We start from the raw sequence: 20,618 nt of genomic DNA on the forward strand, positions 1-20,618 counted from the left end.
TTCCTCGTACGGGTCCGTTTTCGGACAGAAAAAAAAGATGACCCCCGACGAATCGACGAATTCCGAGGGTCATCTACCGGCTAGCGCTAGTGCGGCCTGGTTTTGTTTACGTTCACGGATTACACGGCAGCGAGAAGCGGATCGCATCGGCGTAAAAGCAAGAAATCATGGCAATCGTTTGTTTCCATCCGGGAGCACCGTATAGACGGTGCCGGCATGCGCATGAAAGCGGAGCAGTCCGGTTGCTCTTTCGGCTTGGATCGGCTTTTCTTCCACGGTAATCGAGCTACGGATCGGACTGCGGACGCTGCACGGTCCATCCACGGTAGAGGCAATTCGGGCCTTCGTGAGACTGCCGTCCTTCCATTCCAGATCGACCGTATAGCCGCTTCTGGCGCGCAGCCCGCGAACGGAGCCCGTCGGCCAAGCTGCCGGAAGCGCCGGGAGCAGGTGAAGCTCGCCCGCATGGCTCTGCAGCAGCATCTCGGCGATCGCGGAGGCCCCGCCGAAATTGCCGTCGATCTGGAACGGCGGGTGATTGTCCAGAAAGTTCGGCAGCGTCGAGTGGGTCAGAAGCGCCGCGAGATTGGCTTCCGCCTCCTCCCCCTCTCCGAGACGCGCCCAGAAATTCACGATCCACGCTCGGCTCCAGCCGGTATGGCCGCCTCCGTTCTCGAGGCGCCGCTCCAGGGTGCGCCGGGCCGCCGCCGCTAGCTCGGGCGTGCCGTTCGGGGTGATCTGGCTGCCGGGATGAAGGGCGAACAAATGGGAGATATGGCGATGTCCGGGCTCCTCTTCTTCATAGTCCTCGTACCATTCCTGAAGCTGGCCGTATCGGCCAATCTTCGGCTTAGGCAGTTTCTCCAGCACCCGCTGCAGCTCTCTCCCTAGTCTTTCGCTCTCCGGAATGTTCAGCGTCCGTTCAGCATCAAGTACCGCCGCGAATAGCTCCCGCATAATCTGGGTGTCCATTGACGGTCCCGCGCACAGCACCCCCGATTCGCCGTTCGGCAGCCGATACGTATTCTCCGGCGATACCGACGGGCAGGTCACGAGCTCGCCGTCCGGCGTCTCCGTGACATAATCGACGAGGAACAGCGCCGCTTCGCGCAAGGCGGGGTATACCCGTCGCAGAAATGCCGCATCCATCGAAAACCGGTAATGCTCCCATAGATGCAAGGAGAGCCAGGCGGCCCCCATCGGCCAATAGGTTGCGGGCAGATAGGTGTCCTGCGGGGCGGTATCCGCCCACAGATCGGTGTTATGGTGAGCGGTGAAGCCCCTGCAGCCGTACATGACGGCCGCCGTATGCCGACCCGGTTCGCGCATCCGCTCCAACAGGTCGAACAGCGGCTCATGACATTCGGGAAGGCCGCAGGTTTCCGCCAGCCAGTAGTTCATCTGCGCATTGATGTTGATCGTGTACTTGCTGTCCCAAGGCGGCAGGAAATGCTCGTTCCATATGCCCTGCAGATTGGCGGGCAGCGAGCCGGGACGGCTGGAGGCCATCAGCAGATAGCGGCCGAACTGGAAATAAAGCGCGAACAGGCCCGGGTCTGCTTCGCCGCCGCGAAGCCGCTCCATTCGGCGTGCCAGGCTCAGCCGCTCTGCTTCCGCGTCCGTCGGACCGAGCGATAGGGCTACGCGGCCGAATAACGCACGGTGGTCGTCGATATGGCGCTTATGCAGCTCCGTATAGCCGATTCGGAGGGCCGCAGCCGTTCTCTCCTGCGCTTCCGCCAGCGGGTCCGCAACGCGGAACGTCGTGGCGGCGGCCAAGACAATCGTCACGCCGTCGGCCTCTTCCACCAGCAGGTGATCGCCGATCGCCTTCACCGTCCCGCCTTCCGCCGACGCCTTCAGCACCGCCGCGTATTCGCTTCCGCCTTCGCCGCCGCAGTTGCCGGCCATCCATATCGCGTTGTCCCCCGTTCGGCCGGTCCGATCGGCATAGCGCCAACGTCCTCGCTCCAGGCGCGCGGTAAAGCCGATTGCGCCAGGTCGATCGGCGGTCAGTCTCATGACGATCGCCTGGTCGGGATGACTTGCGAACAACTCCCGCCTGAACGAAACGCCGCCCTGGCTGAACGTAACCGAAGCGATGCCTTCTTCCATACCCAGCACCCGCGAATAGTGCTCCGGCATGCCGTTCGGCAGCGCGAAATCAAGCAGCAGGTGACCCAGCGGCAGATAATGCCGCTGGGTTTCCGGCAGACCGGACAACGACAGCAACGCAAGGCGCTCGGCTTCCTTCAGCTTCCCTTCGAATATCAACCGGCGGACATCCGGCAGATTCGCCCGCGCGTCCGGGTTATTGCGGTCCCTTGGTCCTCCATGCCAGATGGAGTCCTCGTTCAGCTGCAGCCGCTCGTGCCGAGGCTGGCCGTACATCATCGCGCCTAATTTGCCATTGCCGACCGGCATCGCTTCATTCCAATCTCCCGCCGGCTCCTCGAATAACAATGCGTGGGTGGTCATCTTCTCACTCCTTGCTTCTTGAATAATGGAAGGCCGCTTCCCGGTATTCCTGAGGCGTGACGCCCGTTGCTTTTTTGAAGAAGCGCGTGAACGACTGGGAAGCCTCGTACCCGACCTGAACCCCGATTTCCAACACCTTCAGCTTGTCGTTCTTCAGCAGCTCCTTCGCCCGGTCGATTCGCGCGGATTCAATATAATCGGACAAGTTGACGCCGCACTCCTGCTTGAACAGGCGCGATACGTACGACGGATTAAAATGAATGTAACCGGCGAGACGGACCAGCGACAGATCTTCGTCCAGATGTTCCCCGATATAAGCGCGCACCTTCAGGATCGCTTCGGCGGCCCGGTTGCTTTCGCCGGAGCTTCTTAGCTCGAATAGCGTCTTGGCGATCGTTCGGAGGAATGCGAACGCGTCCTTCCACGACGCGAATTCGTCATGGCGCATGAGGGCGGACGCGCCGGGCACCTGATTCTCCAGCTCCCATCTGTTGATGTACGACAAGAAAACAAGCGAAATCGTATAATACAGTTCCAGCTGATACGGCGCGCCGATGTCCCGCTCCGATTCCGTCAGCTCGTCGAACAGCAGGAGAAATTCGTCGCGCCTGCCGGCATCCAGATGCACGGACAATGCGTCCGATTTGTCCCGCGGCGATCGCTCCTTCGCGCAGCCCGAAGCCTGCAGGTTCACCGCCTGCACCATTTGAGCGCCGTCGCCGGTTCTGGTTTGCCGCTGCCGCCTCATTTTGTCATAGGTCGAAGACAGCTTTATCCATTCGGACGGGCGATCCCCCAGCGTGACGGCGACGGAGAGGTCGAGGTTCTTCAAGCACGCTTGTTGGATCAATTCGAATTGGCCGACCAGATAGGGGAGGACGGACGCGCCTTCCTCCGCTTCGTTCCCGTCTGCCGCATCGGCCGGCGGCTGAATGAACCAGACCGGATCTCCGAAGCGGTCGATCGTGCCGAGGACCCGAACCTGGCCGTTCAGCAAGCTCTCGGCCAGCAGCGTGACGGCCATCGCCGATTCATGCCGATTGGCATAGGACGATACGCTCGACGAGACATGGGACAGATCGCCCTGCGCCACGTAGACCGGTCTGTCGGCATCGAGCGAGATGCTCAGCTTGCCGAAGTCCGCGACCAGATTCGGCGCCGGATTCGCGCCGTGCAGCAGATGGCGGAAGTACTCGCCGCGCGCAAGCACCTCCAAGGTTTTCAAACTCTCCTGCGCCCGCTGAACGAGATCGTTCACGCGCAGGCCGTCGTCCAGCTCCGCCACGGCTTGGACGACCGCCTGAATGACCTTCGGGTACCCTTCGCTCTTGAGCAGGTATTGAACGCCGGGCGTCTGAATCGCCCGATAGACGGAATCGAAGTCGCTGTAGCCGGTGAGGAAGATCACGCGGCAATGCGGCCAGTTCCGTTTGATGATGGTCATGAGCTGCATCCCGTCGATGCCGGGCATCCGGATATCGGACAACACGATATCCACGCGGGATTGATGAAGCCAATTCAAAGCTTCCCTGCCGGAGTAGGCCTTGCACAAATCCAGGTCCAGATCGCATCCGGCCAACGTCTCGTACAGGCCGTCGGTTATCATCTCTTCGTCGTCAACGATCAGCAATCGGTACATCGGATTGTCCCTCCCATGGAAAGTGAAGCGTGACTTGAAGTCCGCCGAGCTCGCTTCGGGCGACCCGGACGCCGCCTCTATCGCCGTACGTGATCGTTAATCGTCGATGAATATTGACCATTCCCGTCGTCTCCGCGTATTCGTCCCGGTTCGCCAATGACTTGGATAATTCGACGAGCTTCTCCTCGGACAAATCATCGCCGTTATCTTCGATGATGATTCGGAATTCATCGGCTACGTTAACGAAGCGAACGACGATCAACCCTTTCTCCTCCTTGCGTTCCAGGCTGTGCTCGAAAGCGTTCTCGATAATCGGCTGCACGATCAGGCGCGGCACTTTCGCCTGCGCGGCTTCCATCGGGAGGTCCTCGAACCGTGCCCGGATTCGCCTGGAGAAACGAAGGAGTTGAATGTCCGTATACGTGCGCGCGTGATGGATCTCCTGCTCGAGCGAAATTTCGTCGGAGGCGCTGCGCGTCACGAAACGGAAGTATTCGCCGAGCTGGATCGTGAATTGCTCGACCCGTTCCGTATCTCCCGTTCGGGCCATCGTATTTAAGATAAACAAGCTGTTGAACAAGAAATGAGGATTGATCTGAGATTGAAGCTGCTTCAACTCCGAACGCTGCACCATGAGCTTCTGGCGGTAGGCTTGGTCGATCAACGACCGAAGATTCGCGACCATCTGATTGAATCGGCTGTACAAATAACCGAATTCATCCTTGGATTCGTGCGTGATGACCTGCTCCAGATCGCCGTTCTCGACGCGGCGGAAGCTCTTCACGAGACGCAGCAGCGGTTTGTGAATGAATTTATACGTCGACATGGCATAGATGGCGACGATGACGAGCGCCGCGGCGGCAAAAAGCCAGGCCCACGTATAAAACTTGTCCAAAGGCTTTCGGATGACCTCGGACGGAATGAACCGATAAATGGCCATGTCCAGCTTGTCCGAGCCGGCGAAGATGGTGTAATACCTTTGTCCCCCGAACGACCTGGCTTCGCCGTAGTCGCCGGCGTTTTTCTTTTGCGCCACGTACATGGAAGCTTCCTTCATGAAAGACGCGACGGAACCGCTCGCCAGCTGGATGCCGCCGTTCGCCGAGAGCAGCAGGGACCCGCTTCCGGAATAAGTGTTGAATTGGGCCAAGGCGTCCGTCAGCGTCTGCTGGTCCAATTCGATCTCGACGATGAATAACGGCTGTCCCTTCGGGCTGCCGCTCGGCTTCGCCGCGCTAAGGTACAGCCCGTCCTTCCATTCGATGATGCGGGTATTCCGGCTGCCGTACACGGAGAGCACGGAGTCGTAAAGCGTCTTAACGAGCGGACTTACGCCGTCGACAGACGAAATGACGCGTCCGATCGGATTGATGTAAACGCTTACCTCTTTGATGTACTTGCTGCTGTTCTGTACAAGATAAAGCCGGTTGCGCAGCGAATTGATTTTGTCGGTCTTCTCGATAACCCCCATCCGATCCCAGAGGAGCGTCAGCTTGTTCAGGTCTTCGTCCTCGAGCAGCCCGAATTGGAGCAGCTTGATCCGTTCGATTTCGTTCTCGAGATCGGTTAGATAGAAGGTCGTTTGGGAGGCCGCCGTCTTGGCGATATCCTCTCGCGCCGTATGAATGGACCATTGGTACAGATAGACGCCTAGAATGATCAGGGGCGTCAATATGAGCAGGAACGTAAAGATCAACCGAAGAAACAAGGTGTTGCGAATCGAAAACATCGGCGTTTTGAACACGGCGCTCCCTCACCCCCTCATCATGTCTAGTCGAAGCCATCCTACCGTTTCGCATTAGCTGACTTGCCCTTGGCTACTTCTTCATCGATGCGTAATAGGCGTTCACTTCCTTCGTAATCTGCGAGCCGCCAAGCTTGTTCCAATCCTGCACGAATTTGTCGAATTCCTCTATCGGCGCGCCAAGGATGATCCGGACGAAGACTTCGTTTTGCATCTTCTCCAGCGTCGTTTGCCGTTCCACCATCGTCGCGGTCGGAGCGCCTTCGAATTTATCCAATAGAAATTGATGGTTTTTGTCGTACTGATCGACGATGCCCTCCGCGCCTTCGGGTCCGTAGATGCGCTCCCAGCCCCACAGCGCGAAACCTTCCTTGGACCCGGACGCATAGGCGTCCAGCTTTTGCTGAATGACCTTTGCTTCGCCCGTCAGCTTTACCTTGTCGCCCGTCTTGCGCACGTCGTCCAACGCTCGGAACAGCTCCAGATTTTTCTTCGTCGGCGCGGGTTGGACCAAGGACAGCTGCCATACGCTTTCCGCGTCGGGCGGGGCGTAGTAGTAATCGTTCTCCTCGGTTTTGCCCCAATTCTTCTCCACGTGCATATTGAACAGCTTGATGATGGCCTCGGGATGCGCGGCGCCTTTGCGGACGGCGAAAAATTTCGTCGTGCTGAACTTGAGCGGAACCTTCGCCGGTTCGCCGGATTCCGATACGATCGGGAACGCGCGCCACTGCGCGTTCGGATCATGGTTTTTATTCAATTGCAGCGGCCAAATGGAATTCCATTGCTGGCCGTATTCCATGCCGATTTTGCCGCTTGCGATGACCTCCGATACCTTCGTGCCCTCTTTGACGCCGAACTCTCCGTCTAACTCACCGTTTTTGTACATGTTTTGCAGGGCTTGAAGCGCCTTCTTCATCTCCGGTTGAACGCTGCCGAACACCAGCTTGCCCTCCGGGTCCTCCAGCCAGATATTCGGGAAAGCGCCATAACCGGCCATGAACCCCTCGAGTCCCATCGATCCTCCGAACAATTCCTTCGTAATGGCGAGACCGAACGTGTCTTTCTGGTTATTGCCGTCCGGGTCGCGCTCGGCGAAAGCTTTCGATATCGCCAAGACGTCGTCCATCGTTTTCGGAGGCTGCAGGCCCAATTCATCCAGCCAGTCCGTGCGAATCCAGACGAACTGGGCTTGTTCGATCGATGACCCCGTCTGCGGAATCGCCATCAGCTTGCCGTCGAACGTCGCGGAGTCGAACGGTCCCGAACCTTCCTCGGAGAGAATCTCCTTTAGTTCCGGCGATGCATACGCGTTGTATAAATCCGTCATGTCCTCGATTTGACCCGTGTCGGCAAGCTGCTTGAGCTGCGTGGCGTTGACCGGAATGACGTCCGGAAGATCGCCGGAGGCCAGCATCACGTTCACCTTCTGCAAATACGGATCCGACGTGTCGTTGCCCTTGACAATCCAATTATATTTAATTTTAATGCCCAGCTGGTCATAATAGAGCCGGGTCCACCGGTTATCCTCGAACTTCTCGTCTTTCAGCACGCCGAGGACGTTGTTCTCGACGATGTCGCTCAGGTTGCGAACGGTCGTGATCTCGATGGGCGGGTCGTATTTGCCATAGGGTCCTGCCGCCGCTTCCGTTCTCGCGGCCGTATTGCCGCCGCGGCCACCGCGATCATCGTTGTCATCGCAAGCCGCGAGCGCCGCCATGAGCACCATGACCGAAAGCAAAGCCAACAGCGAACGAGTCTTCCCCTTGTTCATAGCCATCCCCTCTTCATCGGCTTTGCCTCTGCAATGGTTACGCTCTCATTATAGGCTAGCGCGAACGGACTGAACAACGTTCTTCCATGATCTGGCGTTATTCCAGCGAAAACGAAGCCAAGCTGGCCCCTCCCGCGCCCTTATACGTAAAGTACAGCGCTTGAATGCCGTCCGGAATGAGGACATCGGCCGAATAGGACGTCCAGACGTTCGTAAAGTCGACCGGAATCCTTCCGAGCGCAGGTCCGTCCCACGATGTCTTCACTTCGAACGTACCGCGGCAATAGCCGCGCGCTTGAATGCGGACGGTCCGAATTCCCTCGCAGCGGAAATACTTGAAGCCTGCCGTCGCGGAGTCCCTCATGTTGGCGATATAGCCGGCTTCTTCGTCCCCGTCTTTGCCATCCTGCGTGATTTTCGGAAATCGGCTGTCCATCCATTCCCCGGGAGCCCCCGTGTAGAGCGCTTCGTCTCGGCAGAACAGATTGCAGGCCAGGTACGCGGGATACTCCCCTCGGCCTTCGAGCGGCCCTCCGTTCGGACCGCAAGAGGTCATCTCCGCCTGGACAATCGTGCCGTCCGCCCTGAATGCGATCGGTTCGATGCATCCCTGCCGGCTGAAATTCGTTCCGTTCGTATGCCGATGATAGAAAATGTACCACTTCCCGTTCAATTCGACAATGCTGCCATGGTTATTGCCTCCATAATACATGGGCATTTCAGCCGGCTTGTACGAATCGATATGCAGATCGTTATTGCTGATGACGACGCCTCGATAGACGAAGTCCCGGGTCGGGGATTTGCTGGTCGCGTAGCACAGCTCGTGCATGACGATCGAGGAATAGATCAAATAATACGTATCGCCTCTCTTCCTGATGGAAGGCGCCTCGAAAAAGGCATGTCCCTCGAAGCCGCTCCCCTCGCTATACGGTTCGCTTGGCAAGACGCATACCGGTTCTTCCGCAATCGTGAGCATGTCCGGACCAAGAACCGTCGCCATGGCGCCGTGCCTTGACCGGTCTCCTGCCGCGCAGAAGCCGGTGTACAAATACGTCTTCTCTCCTTCCGTCAGCACGCCCGGATCGAACGAAGGTTCATCGCCCTCCTTCTCTCCGAGCCGCGTGCCGTCCGCATGCTTGACGTACCCGTAAAATGCATACCTTCCGGCCGGCGTATCGCAGACCGCTACGGATACGACGGATACCTTATCGAGCACGTAATAGAGATAATATCTCCCGTCGGGGCCGACCGCGACGTCCGGCGCGTACAGGCACATGCTGCCGTCCGGATTCAGCGGGTCGTCCGTTTTCTCGTAAATCAAGCCTTCGTATCTCCAATTCCCCGGATCCTCCGCGGGAGCCGACCAACAGGCATAATCGTTCAAGCAATACGCATGTCCGTTGAATCGGTCGTGCGAACCGTATACGTATGCCCTGCCGTTAAAAACGTACGGTTCGCCGTCGGGCATGTATTCCCATGATGGCAGATAAGGGTTGAATCCTTGTTTTTTCATATCGTTACGCGCTCCTTACGGACGTATTTGCAAGTTTCCATCAAGCAAAGAACGGGCATTTCGGCACGAGAAGAGAAGCCGTTAAACCTTGGCCTCCCTGCCGAACGTATCATAGATGCGGTTTCGCTTCGCCCTCTCCTCCGGAAGGAGCTTCTGGGCGTCCGCGATCTCGTAGCCGCCAAAGGTGTCGTACAGCCTCGAGGCAGGATCGACCTCCACGAAGGTGCACCAAGGCAGCCAGTGGTAGTGGCTCTGCAGCGTTTGGCTCGCGAAGTTGCCGCTCTCGTGTCCCAAGCCGGGCATGGCGTATCCGATGCTGCCATCGACGTCGGTCGACTGCCGGGTGTTCTTATGGATGAACTCGGCGAAATCGAGATAGTGCGCATCGCCCGTAATGACATGCAGCCTGTAGTACGTATACGAGCAGGCGGCCATATAGACGTCGGCCCCGCCTCCGATCGTAATGATGCTCTGACCGCTGATCGAATAGCGATTAAACGGATGCTTCGGCCATGGCGCTTGCACGGGGAACGTCCAGGCATAGGTCCACGTCTCGGTATAGTCGGCGGCTCCGATCGTTGCTTCGAGCCAGCGCTCCTCGCCGGTCAGATCGTACAGGGCAAGGAAGCCGAATAACGCATAAATCCCGGCCTCTTTATCCTGGATATCGGCATTGTCGCAAGTGCCGCCGCGGTATTCCATGGTCCGGTAATTGTGATCGTAGGCCCATTCGCCGGCTTTGATCGCGGCGGTTCGGTATCTATCGTCGCCGGACACCAGGTAAACCTGTACCAGGAAACGGATCGCGCTGGGCGTGTTGGATTTCGAGTCCATGCGGATGGAGCCGTCGGCGTAATACGCGCGATAGAAGCTCCCGTCTTCATTCTGATTGTTCACCAGCCAATCGGCAGTCCTTTTGCAAAATGCCAGCCAAGCCGGCCGCTCGTCGCCTTTCCGCCTCATATAGAGGTAGGCGTCCAAGACGGCCTCGATTCCGTCGGCCAGCATGCGGATATAATGCGGATACGGCTCGAACCCCTGGAGGGTCGGATTGTAGCACATCCGCGGCAGACCCGACTCGGTCATGGCTGTTTTCGTCCAAAAATCGATCACGCCCACGCCTTTAGCAAAGGCTTCGGGGACGTTCTCCTTATCGCCGTATCGAAGCAGCTGATAGCCGATGCCCGGCTGCTGGCCCACGAAGCCGAACTGAAAGGAAACGCTCGAGATGTCCATGTCGGGCAATTGGCAGGCAAAGGGCAATCCGTACGAATCGCCGTACTGCCGCGTAAATCGGTTCAAGATGTGCATGCCGTTATGGAAATGGCGTGCATTATCCACTTCGAATAGCTTGTCGCGCAGGCGAGCATAAGTAACCCGCCAGAGATCCTTCATCATCGGCTGGAACCCGTCGTATTGGCCGAAATGGACGGCGACGGCGTAGCGCTGCTTAAAGCCGGCCGCTACGGGATGATTGATGCGCTGGAATGATTTCGGCTTCTCATGGTAATCCAGGCCGGCATAGGATCTGTTCACGGGCAACTGGCCTTCGCCGCCCGGATACACGTAATCGATCGACAGGCCGGCTGTCTCCGTCTCGAGTTCCTTGCGTATGCCATAGCCGTAATACATATAGTTCAGCGTCTTGCTCTCCGGCCTGCTCATGCCGATGGCTCCGACCGTGCACTTCGGGTCCGTTCTATTTTCCGACCGTACGATATCCGTAGACGGCAGCGTTGCGTCCGCCGCCCAGCGCGACAGCGCCGCCGCTTCTCCCGACGCGATATGCTGCATGGCGAACAGCGGAAGGGCATAACGGGTCTCCATTCGCCAAAAATATTCGTTGTCCAAATCTTTGCCGATGGCGGAGTCGGGCGCGAATTCGTTTTGCTTGTACCAGACGCCGGGCGCGAAGCAGTTGTAGGCATGGACGTCATCCGATGCCTCCATCTTCAAAGAGACCTTGGTGGAGAAGCCAAGGTCGTCGCCTGCCGTCAGCACCTCCACGGTCCGGCTCAATTTGAACCCGCCGCCTGCGGCTTCGTATACGTCCGTGAAGGCAAACGCCGAACCGGTGGGCACGGTTATCGTGCCCCGGGCCATGATCTTTTCGCCGGAAGCGAAGGTGTCGGCGTAAGCGCCGTCGTAAAACGCATTGACGGCAAACGCGGTTTTGACCGTCACGAACATCGGCCGCTTGTTGGAATAGAGGATTCGGGCATCTTTTCGCACCTCGATGCCGCCCTCATTGAAGAGCAGGATGTAGCTGCCGCATGCCAGTCTCATGATACGTCCTCCTCGGTCCGTCTATTCGTTTGGATTCGTTTGTAATGGATGATTCTTAAAGTATTGCGACACGAGAAACGTCATCATCTCGCCCGGCTGTTCCTTGGCAAACTCGGTTTGATCCGCGAATCGCATGCCGTACGGGGCTTCCGGCGTATAGGCTTCCCACCGCGGCAGCGGCTCTCCCGTCGAATCCGGGCCATTAGGGTCTCCATTGCGAATGAAGTTCGCCCAGTACTGGCACATCTGCCGGGCCAGATCGTAATGCTTGCCGACGAACGGCCGCCAGCATTTGGCGAGGGTCTCGAAGAAAAACCAGAGATCGACCGAGTGGAACGTTCCGGGGTTATCCCATCCCGGGATGTCCGCATCGAAGTTGTAATAGTACAGCGGGAGATCGGCGCCGGTGTCGGCATTGGCCCGCCCGGCGACCCGGATCGCGTATTCGATGCCGCTTGCCGAAGCCCTCTTCGCGACCTCGTCCAAGCTGCCGGAATGCGCGTCGCACAGCGCCAGAAACGCCTCGGCGCCGTCGCCGAACAGCTCGGTCGCCATTTGCTTGAAATCTTCAAGCGTATCGGCTTCCGGAACGCTGAAAAATTCGGTCGACGTGTGGCCGAACAGCACCGGCACCTGCCAGCGCTTGTTCTGAAGGAACAAGCGGAACGCGTCCCCGACGTTGAACTTATCATCGGTCACCGTCCCCCAGAACAGCTTGGACGCCAGGTATTTGTCGCGGATGAAGCCTGCATCCAACTCCCGAGCTTCGGCAAGCGACGACACGCCGAGCGATTCGAAGAATCGAACGCCTTCCCCTTCGGCTGTTGCCAAGTCGCGCAGAAACTTGGGCATACGGCTTCCCGGATAGAGGCTCGTGAACACCCCGCTCTGGACGATCGCCCTTTGGAAGAGTCCCTCGTTCTGCGGCGAAGCGAGCTGGTTCATGACGCTGCCGCCCCCGGCCGATTGCCCGCCGATGGTGACGTTATCCGGATCGCCGCCGAAAGCTTCGATATTGCGCTTGACCCACCGCGTAGCGGCTTGTTGATCGAGATGACCGAAATTCGCGGGCGCATCCGGCGATTCGGCGGTAATCTCGGGATGGCACAGAAATCCGAACGCATTCAGACGATAGCCGATCGTGACGACCACGATGCCCCTGCGGGCGATGCGTTCGCCGTCGAACTCCATCTCGGCCGTATGGCCGACCTGCAGGCCTCCCCCGAAATACCATACGAACACCGGCAGCTTCTCGTCGGCGGCGTTGGCCGGCGTCCATACGTTCAAGTAGAGGCAGTCTTCGCTCATGGCGATGTCCGGCTCTACGGCCCATTCCCTGGTGTAGATATTGTTTTCGTCGATTTCTTGCCGGACCTGCATCGGAACCGGCGCGAATTCATGCGCCTTGAATACGCCTGCCCAGTCCGAGGCGGGTTGCGGGGCTCGCCAACGGTTGTCTCCCACGGGAGGCGCGGCGAAGGGGATTCCTTTGAAGCTCGTAATTCGGGGGTCGGCGGCCGGCAGTCCCTGAATCCATCCGTTCTCTGCATGTACGAGTCGAAGCACGCCTAATCTCTCCTTTCAACGCCAGATTGCAAAAAAAAGAGGGATATAGAGTATGGAAACATACGCATCCCTCTTGGATTCATTTCGTCTATCCTTACTTGTTGGCTAAGGCGTCGGCGCGCATTTTCACGATCTTCTGGGCCTTGACCGTATCCGCTGCCAAGACATCCTTCCAGCCCAGGCCTTCCACGTCCTTCTGCATCTTGGTCCATAGCTGGTCGAATTCCGCTTGGTTTTTCGCGAATACGATTTTCCAGGACGTGTTCTTCACATAGTCCGAGATCTGGCTGCGTTCGTTCTTGATATCCGACGAATCGGCTCCAAGACTCGTGTTGATATTGGGCACGACGTCGATCATTTTGTTCTTCAGATAATAATCCGTCGGGTTCTCGGCGTTATACGTGCTCTGCCAATCCGTCGTCAGCGCCGTCTTGTTCGCTTCGATCGTCGATTTCCAATACGTGCTGTTATAGAATTCTCCCGTATCCGGATCGACGACGAAGTCGCTCATGATCATGCTGTTGATTTTGCTCTGTCCGTCCTGATAGCCGCCGCCGCCGTATTCGTCCGGGACGGGCGTGTTTTTCTGGAAAGCGCTCTGTCCGACTTCGGTCAGCTTGGACTTGCCATCGGCCGTCTTCTCGTAGTTAAAGCCTTCAAAACCGTTCGTGTAGTAACGCAGTCCTTCCGGGGAGCAGAGCCAATCCATGAATTCCATGATGCGATCGGGATCTTTCGCCTTCGCGCCGATCGCGAATACCATGCCGTTGCCGTAATAGGCGTCGCTGCTTTGAATAAGGTGCGTGTCGGCAATCGGAACCCCTACGATGCCGTCCCCGTTTTTGCCTCTCTCGATGGAATTGTAGAAGCCTCGTTCCCAAGAATACCAGGTGAGAAGAACCTGATTGTTGGTCAACTTCTCGGATACTTTGTTCCAATCCTGGGTCGGCGAGTCGGGGTCGACCAGCCCCATCTGATTGGCATTAAAATAAAACTGCAAAATCTTTTTGTACATGCTGTTATCGTCGACGAGCGGAACGATATCGCCCTTTGCGTTTAACTGGATCGTCGTCGTGCCGTCCGGCTGCTCAAAGCCGTACCAGTTGCTGAGCCAGCGGACGTTCTCCATGCTGCCGCCGTCCCAGTCCTTCCATAGGGTGATCGGTACGATCGGCTTGCCGTCCGGCGACTTCGGATATTTCTCATGCATTTGCTTCAGGACTTTCAGCAAATCGTCCAGGTTGTTAAGCTTGGGGGCTCCGACGCCCTTGTAATAATTCCAGGGCAGGATCGGGCTGGAGTAAGGCATTTCTTCCGAGAAGGTCGTCGGCGACGTGTCGGCTTCGAACGTCGGCAACCCATAGATCTTGCCTTCCGGGTTCGCTTTGTCGAAACCGGCGTTGAAGGGCTTGAAATGCTTGTCCACGTACTGGGACAGATACTTCGTATTTTTGATTTTATCCGTCATATCCAGGACGAGACCCGCCGGAATCAGCTCTTCCAATTGGCTGTTATCGACGATCAGGAGATCTCCCAGATCGCCCGCCGCCGTTCGGGTCTTGTACAACTGATCGCCGGCCACCTGCGGCGCGAGGATGTTCAAGGTGATATTGAACTTGTCTTTGAGCAGCTTGCCGTACCATCCCGTCTGTTCGCCTTGATAATTGGCCGCATTGTCGAACACGGTAATGGTGAGCGGCTTGCTGTGATCGATCGCGCCGGCGGTCTGGGACGCGCCGGCGTTCGTGCCCGTTCCGGACGGCTCGTCGGTTGCCGTCGTATTCGTGTTTCCGTTGCTGCACCCGGTCAATGCGGCCGATACCAAGAACAAACCGGTCACCGATGCGACCATCGAGCGCTTAACGACTTTCCTATTTCTGCTCATTTGCTACCCCCATTTGGTCAATTTATTATAATGGCGCATGCGCAAGTCAGCCTTTCACCGCACCGATCATAATCCCTTTCACGAAAAACCGTTGGAATATCGGATAAATCAGCAAGATTGGCGCCACGACGATGATGGTCACCGTCATGCGGATCGAAGTGGTCGTCTGCTTGGTCGCCAGGCTTGCCATCGTCGTCGAGCCGGCGTTCTGCAAATTGACCATCGTCGATAACGAGCTCGCCTGATTGATATAGTTGTACAGAATAAACTGCAAGCTATAGAGTTTGTTGTCCGTCACGAGCAGCAGCGTATCCTGGAAGGAATTCCATTGATCCACGGCCGCGAATATGGCGACCGTCGCCAATATGGGCTTGCTTATCGGCAGCATGATCTTGAAGAAAAGGGTCATGATTCCCGCCCCGTCGATGCTGGCCGCCTGCTGCAATTCCTTTGGCAGCGATTCCACGAATGTCTTGACCAGGATGATGAAGAAAGGCGCGACGATCGTCGGCAAAATATAAGCCAGAAAGTTATTGGTCAAGTGCAGCGACCGCATCGTCAGATACCATGGAATGATCCCTGCATTGAAGAACATCGTGATCACCGTAAAGCGATACCAGAATTTCCGTCCCCACATATCCTCTTGGGAAAACATGAACCCAAGGAATGCCGAAGCGCCCACCGTCAACGTCGTTCCGATGACCGTTCTTCCCAGAGAAACGAGCGCCGCGGTGCCCAGCCCCGGAATTTTGAACACGTCCACGTAGTTCTGGAAGTGAATATGTTTCGGGAAAAACACGACTTCGCCTTTGGCGCTGATATCGTTCGCGCTAATGGTATTGATAATGATCGAGTAAAAGGGGTATACGCAGAGAAGCGCGAACAGCGAGAACAGCGTATAGATCACGACCGAGATGAATTTGTCCGTCGCGCTGGCTTGAAAGCGCGTCTTCTTATCCAATCGGGTTTGATGCGCCGCCTGCTGTACCAGCCCGGCCATATTGTCGCTCATACGATACTCTCCCCTCTTAAGATTTTGGACAGTTTGTTCACCGAAAAGAGAAGCACGACGCTGATCAAGCTCTTCAGCATGCTGATCGCGACGGATACGGAATAGCTGCCGCCCCCCATGGCCAGGTTGTAGACGTACAAGTCCAGCACCTGAATGTGGTCCTTGTTGAACGCGTTCTGAAAGACGAAGTATTGCTCCAGGCCGTTGTTCAGGAAGCTCGCGATTTGCAGCATCAACAGCACGAAATACGTCGGCAGCATGCTTGGGAGAACGACATGCCGGATCACCTGCATCCTTGTCGCGCCGTCTACTTCGGCCGCCTCGTAAAGCGAATCATCGATGCTCATAATCGCGGCGATATACAGGATGGCGGACCACCCTAAGGCTTTCCAGGTCGTCCACATCCACATCGTCAACCACACATGGTTGGAGCTCTGGAGGAATAAGATCGGCGAATCGGTGATTCCGAGCTGTTGAAGCATGCCGTTGACGATCCCTTCGCTGGAGAACATGGAGAAGCCCAGCGAATAGACCAATACCCAGCTGATAAAGTTCGGAAGGGTGGTGACCGTCTGGATGAACTTCCGGAACCGGACGGCTTTGATCTCCGTCAGAAAGATAGCAAAAACCATAGGCAGCCAGGAGAAGAGCAGGCTGAGGCCGCTTAGGCCGAACGTGTTCTTGATGACCTGCAGCAGCTGATCGATCTTTACCTGGTTTTCGACTAAAGACCGAAACCACTTCAATCCGACGAAAGGCGATTCGGACAGCGGAATAGGCGGCGTGTAATCAAAAAAGGCATAGACCCATCCGTATAGCGGGTAATACGCGAAAACGGCAAGCAGAATCATAAAGGGCATAATATAGAGAAATTTTCTTACCGACAGGCTTCTAATGCCGTATTTTTGCATGCGCACCGTGTCTCTCCTCTTCTATATTGGGATTACGCACATCGTTTCCGGTTGTCTAGCGATCTGTCATTTCCTGTCGAATATGCCGACTCTCGCTCCGAATCGATTGGGCGCTTCCTTCCTTCATAGCCATCCCCCTTCACTTGGCGATCGCTTCTATGGTTGCGCTTTCATTATAGGCGTCCGGGAAAGGCGCGAACAACGCGCATCTTTTTACTTCCTTCACGATCGTTTACGCAATTGTAAGCGTTATATTTTCCAGATGGCCGTCGCCGCATGAAAGGCGGTCCGTTCCGACGGAACGTACTTCATGGGTTCGCGCCAGAAACTTGGTCATACATGAAAAAAGCTGCGATCATCGCAGCTTTTCAAGGGATAATATTCTTGTCATCCGACAGAACTTGTTGAGACAGCCGTCACGATGCAGGCTGACCGGAAGATCCCGATTTTAACAAAAGTGGCAGCTAATCAATGGATCGGCTGCCACAGCATCGTTAGATCGCTTCCCACAGATGTCGGACCTGTTGCAGCCCTATACGGGACCCAAGCTGACAATCCTCCATCCCCTCGAATTCAAGGGAGATATAGCCATCGTAGCCAGACGCTTTAATTTCCGCTAGGATCGACTGCAACGGTATGTCTCCGTGCCCGGCAATAGCGCCACGCAAATAATTGCCGCCCGCTGATCGAAACCACCCTTCGGTGAAAGCAGCAGACGCAGGACGTAAATAGAAGTCTTTCAGATGCACCATGGACGCGATCGGCAGGTTTTTCCTCACGGCCATTAGCGGATTTTCGTCCACGCACATGAAGTTGCCGACGTCTAGCGTCGTCCGGAAGTTCGACCGGTCTACGGCAGACACGAGCCGCTGCACGCGGTCGGAAGCCTGAATGTAGTAACCGTGGTTTTCCACGCTCGTCGTGATGCCGTATTGCGCCGCGTAATCAGCCACTTCCCTGCACGCCTCGACGAGTCTCGGCAAATCCGCTTCGAAACGCTGGATTGTTGCTTCTGCCGTCGGGCGAGACGCGACGTCGTGACGCATGAGCTTCACGCCAAGCCGGTTTGCGACGTCGACATGCACCTTCGTCTCCTCGATCGCACGGCGATAGTCCGCTTCGTCATCGATCGCGAAGTTAGCCCCGACCGCATAGTTGGAAATCGCGATGCCGGCTTTGACCGCCGCGTTCAAAAGGTCATCGATTAGCCCTGGATTGTCGACTAGACTGAAGCCGAGGGGGACGATTTCTAAATGCTCCCCGCCATGATCCGCGATCCAACGCGGCACATCGAGGATCGGAAGAACCCCGTTCTGAATATCGCGGTACAAGCTGTAACTGCTAAGACCCAATTTCATTTGACTGTCCTCCGTCCGAAATGGATAAATTGAACGTTCTGAACCGCTTTCGGATAGCGCCTTCCGAATCATCGCCCGTTTCGCCGATGTAAATCAGAAGCGGAACCGTTTTTCTCGTAAAGGTGATTCGCGCAGATCCAGTTATCCTTCTCTTGCGTGATTACCGTTTTAACATGCCTCTGTAAATACCCGGAGATGAATCTTCGATGATGGTAGCATTGACAACCTTGCTGTAGAATTCGGTAGGGCCGGCACTGCCGATAATCGCATAGCCGTATCCGATTGCATGCATGGCATGAAGGCTCGCGAGAAGCAGCCCTTTGCCGATGCCATGTACGCGTGCGGATTCCTCCACGCCCATCGGTCCAAAAAAATTTCTGCAAGTCGCATCATAGCATGCAAACCCGATCATGTTCTGATTCTGCACCGCGACATAACAGGATACCGGTTGATTGGTGAAGGCAACCTCGCATTCGCTCGTCCAGCCTTCCCCAAAACGTTCCTTGATCCAATTCAAAACAAGATGTTTCTCAGGAGCAATGGCCCGGCGAATCTCAATTCCATTGGCCGATAATTGCTTTCGCACCGGATCTGATTCCGGAAGTTGGTAGAGTTTGACAAGCATGTCTGGCATAAACCCATCTCCATTTCGTAAGTATTTCTTATGAAGCTTCTTGCCTGAATCCGTAATTCGTAAAGTAACGCTTCGAGGATGCCGATATGAGCCGGCAACTTACCGGTTATCCTGCCCGATCCCTGCTTGGTCCCCATATTTAAAATAACAGAATCATAAGGAGAGCGTCTATGAGAATGATCGATCGTAGCGTGTTGCTGACGGGAGCGAATTCTGGCATTGGCAAAGCAACGGCGGCGGCACTGGCAAGGCAAGGCGCTTCGGTGATTCTGGCATGCCGGGACATAGCCAAAGGGGAGGCCGCTCGCCGGGAGATCGTAAGCGATACAGGAAATGACCGAATCGATGTCTTATTGGTGGATTTAGCTTCTTTCGCCTCGATTCGAGCATTCGCGGCCGAAGTGACCCGAAGGTATGACAAGTTGGACGTTCTCATTAATAACGCCGGTATCATGATGGATAAGCGGACGTCGACTTCCGATGGACTAGAGACGATCATGGGAGTCAATCATTTCGGAACCTTTTTGCTAACGGGATTGTTGAGGGACTTACTGAAAGCAAGCGGCCGCTCGAGGATCATCACCGTCAGCTCGATGGCCCATAAGATGTATAAGTTAAATATGGACGATCTCAATAATAAGCAAAGCTACCTTGCTTCACGCGCGTACGGACAATCCAAATTGGCCAATATCCTGTTTACATACGAATTAGCGCGAAGATTGAACGCTTCGGAAACGACCGCGAATTGTCTTCATCCGGGCATCGTGAGAACCAGCTTCGCGAAAAGACTGACGGGCCTTGAGAGGCTCTCTTTTGCAGCTTTAAGACCATTCATGATCCCGGCGGAGCAAGGCGCGGCGACATCCGTGTTTTTGGCGTCGTCGCCCAACGTCGAAGGTGTAACCGGACGATATTTCGTCCGCTGCAAAGAAGCGCCATCCTCTAAACGAAGCCATGACCGGGCTTTAGCCCATAGACTTTGGGAGGAAAGCGAGCGAGTAACCGGATTCGAACATAGGTGAAATTAAGGTTTGAATTCGAAACCCGCTGGACAACGACTTGATCGTCATTATCAAACGCAAAAGCCAAAGGGGATAGCGACTAGCCCCTACCCCCTCGGTTACGCTTATTGAACCATGCCGCCGGCGTTGACTTCGTCGAGAATGTGCCCTGACCGCCGGATGCCAGCCAATTCGCGGCCCATTCGTCGATATAGTCAAGCGGCTTGGAGCCCGTGATGATCGACGTCATATGAACGGGGCGGAAAGGGTGCCATAAGGCAAGAACGACTAACTCAAGTAACGGTTTCGGATAACCCCTACGTGATGAAGCTCGTGTCCTGCCATGCCGTAAGCGAGGGCGCGCGCCGTAATGCTTGCGTTGTTGGCTGTGCCCTTGCGGGACCACGCTTCCGCCGGTAACCCGCGCAGCAGCGTGATCGTCGCTTGCCGTACGGCCCGGTAGTCTTCGGCCAATTGCGCGGTTGTCCAGCTTCCGAAAGGCGAAATGAACAGTTCCTGATCGAAACCGGGCAGCGCCGTCTCATCCCCTCTTGCAAATCGGAGCAGGCGGTAGGACATGACGCGTTCACAGTCTGCGATGTGGCCCACGACTTCTTTCAGCGTCCATTTTCCTTCCGCATACCGATAAGCGCTCTGGCTTTCGGTCAACGATGCCAGCAGCTCGGTCATTTGCTTTTCCTGGGCGAGCAGAATGTCGATGATGTTGCCTTCCGGCACCAACCGGATATACTCGCCGGCGTCTCCGGCGTATTCTTCTTCTGACGGTCTTTGGTTCATGCGTAATCACCTTTCTCTG

General features: G+C 56.2%; 14 protein-coding genes. 1 reads left to right on the plus strand and 13 read right to left on the minus strand.

Translation table 11 applies throughout. From position 1 onward, the window contains the following. Positions 1 to 165 precede the first annotated feature (165 nt). From BMZ79_RS19960 to BMZ79_RS20015, 12 genes are all read right to left on the minus strand, one after another. Entirely contained in the window at positions 166 to 2,478 is a 2,313-nt protein-coding gene (locus BMZ79_RS19960) for a glycoside hydrolase family 95 protein (RefSeq protein ID WP_090642893.1), read from the minus strand. A 4-nt stretch (positions 2,479 to 2,482) separates the two neighbouring features. Next, a complete protein-coding gene (locus BMZ79_RS19965; protein WP_090642896.1) occupies positions 2,483 to 4,117 on the minus strand; it encodes a response regulator transcription factor in 1,635 nt (544 codons plus the stop codon). Further along, positions 4,095 to 5,861, minus strand: coding sequence for a sensor histidine kinase (locus BMZ79_RS19970; RefSeq protein WP_256252905.1), 1,767 nt, complete (start codon positions 5,859 to 5,861; stop codon positions 4,095 to 4,097). The genes BMZ79_RS19965 and BMZ79_RS19970 overlap by 23 nt, the downstream gene beginning before the upstream one ends. A gap of 73 nt (positions 5,862 to 5,934) precedes the next feature. Beyond that, entirely contained in the window at positions 5,935 to 7,635 is a 1,701-nt protein-coding gene (locus BMZ79_RS19975) for an extracellular solute-binding protein (RefSeq protein ID WP_090642898.1), read from the minus strand. 97 nt (positions 7,636 to 7,732) lie between these two features. After that, positions 7,733 to 9,148: a family 43 glycosylhydrolase gene (locus BMZ79_RS19980; RefSeq protein WP_090642901.1), complete on the minus strand. Its 1,416-nt coding sequence runs from the start codon at positions 9,146 to 9,148 to the stop codon at positions 7,733 to 7,735. Positions 9,149 to 9,229: 81 nt separating this feature from the next. Then, positions 9,230 to 11,434, minus strand: coding sequence for a hypothetical protein (locus BMZ79_RS19985; protein ID WP_090642904.1), 2,205 nt, complete (start codon positions 11,432 to 11,434; stop codon positions 9,230 to 9,232). Positions 11,435 to 11,455: 21 nt separating this feature from the next. Further along, entirely contained in the window at positions 11,456 to 13,000 is a 1,545-nt protein-coding gene (locus BMZ79_RS19990; protein ID WP_090642906.1) for a carboxylesterase/lipase family protein, read from the minus strand. 94 nt (positions 13,001 to 13,094) lie between these two features. After that, positions 13,095 to 14,885 carry a type 2 periplasmic-binding domain-containing protein gene (locus BMZ79_RS19995; protein WP_143089003.1) on the minus strand — a complete coding sequence of 597 codons (1,791 nt, stop codon included), beginning with the start codon at positions 14,883 to 14,885 and terminating at the stop codon, positions 13,095 to 13,097. 46 nt (positions 14,886 to 14,931) lie between these two features. Next, positions 14,932 to 15,897: a carbohydrate ABC transporter permease gene (locus BMZ79_RS20000; protein WP_143089004.1), complete on the minus strand. Its 966-nt coding sequence runs from the start codon at positions 15,895 to 15,897 to the stop codon at positions 14,932 to 14,934. Beyond that, positions 15,894 to 16,643 (minus strand): ABC transporter permease subunit, encoded by a 750-nt coding sequence (locus tag BMZ79_RS20005; protein ID WP_256252906.1) that lies wholly within the window; start codon positions 16,641 to 16,643, stop codon positions 15,894 to 15,896. The genes BMZ79_RS20000 and BMZ79_RS20005 overlap by 4 nt, the downstream gene beginning before the upstream one ends. 659 nt (positions 16,644 to 17,302) lie before the next feature. Further along, a complete protein-coding gene (locus BMZ79_RS20010; RefSeq protein ID WP_090642913.1) occupies positions 17,303 to 18,166 on the minus strand; it encodes a sugar phosphate isomerase/epimerase family protein in 864 nt (287 codons plus the stop codon). Positions 18,167 to 18,326: 160 nt separating this feature from the next. Continuing rightward, positions 18,327 to 18,800: a GNAT family N-acetyltransferase gene (locus tag BMZ79_RS20015; protein WP_090642915.1), complete on the minus strand. Its 474-nt coding sequence runs from the start codon at positions 18,798 to 18,800 to the stop codon at positions 18,327 to 18,329. A 170-nt stretch (positions 18,801 to 18,970) separates the two neighbouring features. Between BMZ79_RS20015 and BMZ79_RS20020 the strand changes: the two genes are divergently transcribed. Beyond that, positions 18,971 to 19,822 (plus strand): SDR family oxidoreductase, encoded by an 852-nt coding sequence (locus BMZ79_RS20020; RefSeq protein WP_256252907.1) that lies wholly within the window; start codon positions 18,971 to 18,973, stop codon positions 19,820 to 19,822. A gap of 267 nt (positions 19,823 to 20,089) precedes the next feature. Here BMZ79_RS20020 and BMZ79_RS20025 read toward each other — a convergent pair whose 3' ends face one another. Then, positions 20,090 to 20,599, minus strand: a complete 510-nt coding sequence (locus BMZ79_RS20025) for a DinB family protein (RefSeq protein ID WP_090642918.1) — start codon at positions 20,597 to 20,599, stop codon at positions 20,090 to 20,092. Positions 20,600 to 20,618 lie beyond the last annotated feature (19 nt).

Origin of the sequence: Paenibacillus sp. UNC496MF (assembly GCF_900113915.1) — a bacterium.
GTDB classification, from domain to species: Bacteria; Bacillota; Bacilli; order Paenibacillales; family Paenibacillaceae; genus Paenibacillus_Z; species Paenibacillus_Z artemisiicola.

Excerpts from the sequence above, each read along its gene's own strand:
- BMZ79_RS19960 (WP_090642893.1), bottom strand. The coding sequence starts at position 2,478 with ATGACCACCCACGCATTGTTATTCGAGGAGCCGGCGGGAGATTGGAAT.
- BMZ79_RS19965 (WP_090642896.1), bottom strand. The coding sequence starts at position 4,117 with ATGTACCGATTGCTGATCGTTGACGACGAAGAGATGATAACCGACGGC.
- BMZ79_RS19975 (WP_090642898.1), bottom strand. The coding sequence starts at position 7,635 with ATGAACAAGGGGAAGACTCGTTCGCTGTTGGCTTTGCTTTCGGTCATG.
- BMZ79_RS19980 (WP_090642901.1), bottom strand. The coding sequence starts at position 9,148 with ATGAAAAAACAAGGATTCAACCCTTATCTGCCATCATGGGAATACATG.
- BMZ79_RS19985 (WP_090642904.1), bottom strand. The coding sequence starts at position 11,434 with ATGAGACTGGCATGCGGCAGCTACATCCTGCTCTTCAATGAGGGCGGC.
- BMZ79_RS19995 (WP_143089003.1), bottom strand. The coding sequence starts at position 14,885 with ATGAGCAGAAATAGGAAAGTCGTTAAGCGCTCGATGGTCGCATCGGTG.
- BMZ79_RS20000 (WP_143089004.1), bottom strand. The coding sequence starts at position 15,897 with ATGAGCGACAATATGGCCGGGCTGGTACAGCAGGCGGCGCATCAAACC.
- BMZ79_RS20010 (WP_090642913.1), bottom strand. The coding sequence starts at position 18,166 with ATGAAATTGGGTCTTAGCAGTTACAGCTTGTACCGCGATATTCAGAAC.
- BMZ79_RS20015 (WP_090642915.1), bottom strand. The coding sequence starts at position 18,800 with ATGCCAGACATGCTTGTCAAACTCTACCAACTTCCGGAATCAGATCCG.
- BMZ79_RS20020 (WP_256252907.1), top strand. The coding sequence starts at position 18,971 with ATGAGAATGATCGATCGTAGCGTGTTGCTGACGGGAGCGAATTCTGGC.
- BMZ79_RS20025 (WP_090642918.1), bottom strand. The coding sequence starts at position 20,599 with ATGAACCAAAGACCGTCAGAAGAAGAATACGCCGGAGACGCCGGCGAG.